The 4,127-nt window shown below is 48.9% G+C and carries 5 protein-coding genes; all 5 read left to right on the top strand.

Translation table 11 applies throughout. The features are described from left to right. A partial coding sequence (locus ACQ76X_RS35595; protein WP_438498614.1) for a CpaF family protein occupies positions 1 to 1,657 on the top strand: 1,657 nt, incomplete at its 5' end. Further along, entirely contained in the window at positions 1,654 to 2,529 is an 876-nt protein-coding gene (locus ACQ76X_RS35590) for a type II secretion system F family protein (RefSeq protein ID WP_438498613.1), read from the top strand. The genes ACQ76X_RS35595 and ACQ76X_RS35590, both read left to right, overlap by 4 nt. 33 nt (positions 2,530 to 2,562) lie before the next feature. Further along, on the top strand, positions 2,563 to 3,441 hold the full coding sequence (locus tag ACQ76X_RS35585) for a hypothetical protein (RefSeq protein ID WP_438498612.1): 879 nt from the start codon (positions 2,563 to 2,565) through the stop codon (positions 3,439 to 3,441). A gap of 37 nt (positions 3,442 to 3,478) precedes the next feature. Continuing rightward, positions 3,479 to 3,718, top strand: coding sequence for a hypothetical protein (locus ACQ76X_RS35580; protein ID WP_379143654.1), 240 nt, complete (start codon positions 3,479 to 3,481; stop codon positions 3,716 to 3,718). A 10-nt stretch (positions 3,719 to 3,728) separates the two neighbouring features. Continuing rightward, on the top strand, positions 3,729 to 4,127 hold a 399-nt coding region (locus ACQ76X_RS35575), incomplete at its 3' end, for a DUF4320 family protein (protein WP_438498611.1).

Genomic DNA, 4,127 nt, shown 5'->3' with positions numbered 1-4,127 from the left:
GCTCATTCAACCCACCACGCACTTTGCACTCCGGACTTCAGATGCCGTGGTGCTATATAGTGCTGATGCGATTGATTTTGTCGGTAACTATACTCATTATCGTCGATTGATCGAAGTGTTCAGTGCAGAACGGGAACGGCTATTTCTGTTTACAGCCGATTCCAACTTCAAAATAGAGGAAGCGCCTGTTTACTCCAAATTCGGCGATTTGCTCAAGCGCTGGAAGGAGCTTGCGCCGAATGCGTTCCCTGTGCGTGAGGGAAGCGAATCTGTCCGGGAGGGGGAGACGGTGGGCATCATTGAACCTCTCGAATACCTGGATGTACACATATCTGTACAGCCCGTGGGCACCGAATACTCGGAAGGGGATTCCAAGAAGCTCGAATCCCTGAAGAACTATGTACGCTTTCGTTTGCAAGAGGATCACCTGGACGAATATGTACAGTCGCTAACCCATGAACCATCCCGGCAAAAGATACGCTATTACATTTCCGATTTGGTGCGCGAACAGACCGAATATGCCCTGTCTATACCGGTGAATGAAGCGGTCGAATGGGTACAGAAGGAAATTACGGAGCTGGGCGTGCTACAGGGAATTTTGGATGATCCGAGTATCAGTTCGATTGAAATTAATGGACTGGATCAAGTGATCGTGGAGCAAGGGGGGCAGGACAAGCATTTGCCGGAGATCCGGTTTCAAAGCATTACCCATCTCTATGAAGTGATCAACAAGATGCTCATGCCCATTGGGAAACCGATATCCAGTACCGATCCGATTGTGGATGCGAACTACCGTGGATTCCGGATTTGCGTGGTGGCGGATACGAAAGAATTTCAAGGTGTAAGTGCGAATGCCCCCCTGATTAGTATCCGGAAGTTCCCACCCGATGTGTTCACGGATGCGCAGTGTATTCAGTATGGAAACATCTCAGCCGAAATTTCTGAATTCCTGAAATTCATTGTACCCAAAGGAGCCAACATTGTAATTGGTGGCGGGACGAACAGTGGAAAGACCACGCAACTGATCCGTCTACCCATGTATATGGAGCCGATTACCCGGATCATTTCCATAGAGGATTCCGAGGAAATGCTACTGGCCAGCAAGACGCAATATCAGCATTATCCGAACCTGCCGTCCCTGCTTGTGAAAGAGCTGGAGGACGAGAAGAAAAGTTATGGCATCGCTAAGCTGATCAAAGCCTGCCTGCGGCTGCGGCCTACTGTCATGGGCATCGGAGAGATCCGGGATGAACCGGCAGCACAGCAAAGTCTGATCGGGATGAATACAGGACACACCGTCTGGACGACGATCCATGCGAATAGTGCCCGGGAAGCAGCCACGCGGTTTTTACAGCTGAATGGAAATACAGCGGCAGCGGCCAGTCAGATTTCGGGATCGATTGACTTGATACTCTTCCAGAAGAAACTGCGCAGTGGGGTGCGGGTCGTGACAGAAATCTGTGAGCTCATTGGGTATAGAGGCACAGAGGAACCGATCCTGAATCCGATTTTCAAATATGAGCATCGCTTGAAAACGCAGGTGAAGGTAGGCCGGATCAAATCTGAGGCGTTGTTGGAGAAGATTTACCTGCAGGAGCCGGGGCCGGAAGAATTGCGGCGCTGGTGTGAGGTCAAGGAGTTGAAAGCTGCTTTATGATGCTGAGTTATTGGATCGTGGCGGGGCTGTTGATTTCCTTCGGACTTTTTTCACTGGCACCTATACCTGTCAACCGTTCGAAACGGATGAGGTTGGCTTTCGGCTTTGAACAGACAGAAGCAGAGGCGAAGGCAGCTGGAATTCGGCTAAATGGCAAGCGATTGATCCAGGTGTTGTTGGTGGCCGTCCTAATTGGTGTGGCGATTGCTTACTTCACACGAAATATCTGGTTTGTCGGAGTCGGCGGGGCGATGGGGATTATTGTGCCTAAGATGATCATTTCAGCAGTCACATTCAAACGCCGAATGGGGATGTTAATGAACCTGCCGGGTAATTTGCGGCTACTGTCCTCCAAGTTTCGGGACTGTAAATCACTCCAGAAATCGCTGGAAATGTCGCTATCCATGATGAGCGGTGTGACCGTCCCTTTATTTGAGCAATTATACGCTTCGCTGCGAATTGGTCTAGATGTGCCAACGGCACTAGAGAACATGAAGCGGGAGATTCGTTTCAAGAAATTTGATGATTTCTGTGAAAAGGTGATCGCCGGAAACAAGGATGGCTTTCACATGCGGTCTGTGGAAGGGATTCGGGAAAGCATTGCCGATTTGTCATCCGATATGAATTTGCTACAGGAGATTGATCTGGAAAATGAAAAGAAACGGATTGAGCCTTTTGTGGTGTTCGGATTCAGTTTGGTGTTTCCGTTCCTCTTTGGATACTTGGAGAGTCAATTGGTCCAGGAGTTCAAGATGGCGACGACGCTGCAGACTGGCCTAGGCAAGCTGCTGCTCGCAAGTATGATCGTTTCCATAGTGATTGGCCTTTGGAAAAAGGATAAACTGTTGCGGCTGAATCTGGATGATCTATGAACACAGACGTTAGCAAGAAGGAGGTGGTGAAATATGCTTACGTCCATTTTATTTTTCCTGGCGGCGGGTTGCATCACTGTTCCCATCCTTAGGTTAGTTCTCCCAGGATTCCAGAGGCAGAAGCAATTGGTACATTTAGCTGCGCTGGTCAATCAGACCGAAGCGCAGCGTGTACGAAACGGGCAAAATGCCATTGTCCGATCTTTTGCGGACCGGATGGCTAAAGGAAACGGAAAGCGGCCCCTGAGCAAGCGGCGACAGATGTATCAGGTGATGGCTCATGCTGAAAGTTATGAAGTGTATATGGCCAAAGTGGTCGTACAGTCGCTATTGCCCGGCCTGTTCGCTCTGGTGCTAGCCGGGATGGTTCAGCATTTCTTTTTTCTGCTCGTGGCTCCCGTTCTTTCCGGACTATTCTTCTGGATGTTCTTACGGCGGATTTCCCAGGCTTACCAAAAACGGCAAGATCGGCTGATCGCGGACTTGCCGTTTTTAATTAGCAAAATGATTACGGCACTTGAAGTGGGCAAACCGCTGAACGTGATTTTTCAAGAAGTCAGCGCTCGGTGCGGTCCAACTCTTTCCGCACTCCTTAAGCGTCTGGTCGCTAACATGGGGACGATGTCGCAAAAGGATGCCCTGCAATTGTTTGCCCAAGAAGTGAATGTCCCGGTAGTATTTGACTTTATCTCTGTCGTCAACATTGTCGCAGAGAAGGGTTTCCATGAGGCCGAGGATGATTTGAATCATATCAAAAATGATCTGCGCAGTCTAAGTAAGTTGGCTCTGAAAGAGCGCACCCGAGGCAATCCGGCGAAGATGAATCTGTATTACGGAATCGTCATTGCCCATGTGGCTGTGTTCTTTTTTTTAATGCTCATCAAGATGTTTGCTGCCTTTAATGCCTTGTAGTACCCAAATCATTTAATTTGAGAGGATGTATTTATTAATGAAAAAGCTGCTGAACAAAGTGAAACGTGAAAGTCAACAAACGATGCTTCTGGCCACCTCTGTCTTTTATAACCGGTTGGATCGATTTCGAAAAGAAGAACGTGGGGATGCGATGCAGTGGGTCATTGGTATCTTGATTACATTGCTGCTGTTTATTGCGGTGTACATTCTGTTCAAGGCTCAAATCGACGTCTTTGTCAAAGATAAAATCTTCGGCAAAATGAATTCCTTAACCTAAGGCTGTCGCTATGAAGCGCAGGTTGAACACCTTTAGAAAGTCGGAGAAAGGAGACGCACTTATAGGCGTCTTCTTTTTTCTGATGATTACACTGATCGTAGCACTACTCGCTGTAACCATTGTGCAGTATGTCATGATTCGCTCTAACCTTCGTACTGCCTCGAATGAAGTGCTGCAGGTGATGAAAGTAGAGAATGGTGCTGATGCCATTACCCGGCAGCGGTTTGATGGCTTGCTTCGGAGCATGGAGATGGACCCGGGAAAAGTCAGCTTTACGGCCACCCCCAAGCCGGTACAGCGCGGAGACGTGCTTGAAGTAACGGCAGTCAGGGAATATGAAGTCTTTGCGCTGAAGGCGGTTGGGGTGTACTACACGGTGCCGATCAAGGTGCATGTATCCGGCCTGGCG

Source organism: Paenibacillus sp. IHBB 3054 (genome assembly GCF_051594305.1).
In the GTDB taxonomy this organism is placed as follows: Bacteria; Bacillota; Bacilli; order Paenibacillales; family Paenibacillaceae; genus Paenibacillus_AQ.
Note: the sequence above shows the minus strand (reverse complement) of the source record. Positions and strands in the feature narration are given on the sequence as shown.

Coding starts and splice junctions, on each gene's coding strand:
- ACQ76X_RS35590 (WP_438498613.1), top strand. CDS start 1,654: ATGATGCTGAGTTATTGGATCGTGGCGGGGCTGTTGATTTCCTTCGGA.
- ACQ76X_RS35585 (WP_438498612.1), top strand. CDS start 2,563: ATGCTTACGTCCATTTTATTTTTCCTGGCGGCGGGTTGCATCACTGTT.
- ACQ76X_RS35580 (WP_379143654.1), top strand. CDS start 3,479: ATGAAAAAGCTGCTGAACAAAGTGAAACGTGAAAGTCAACAAACGATG.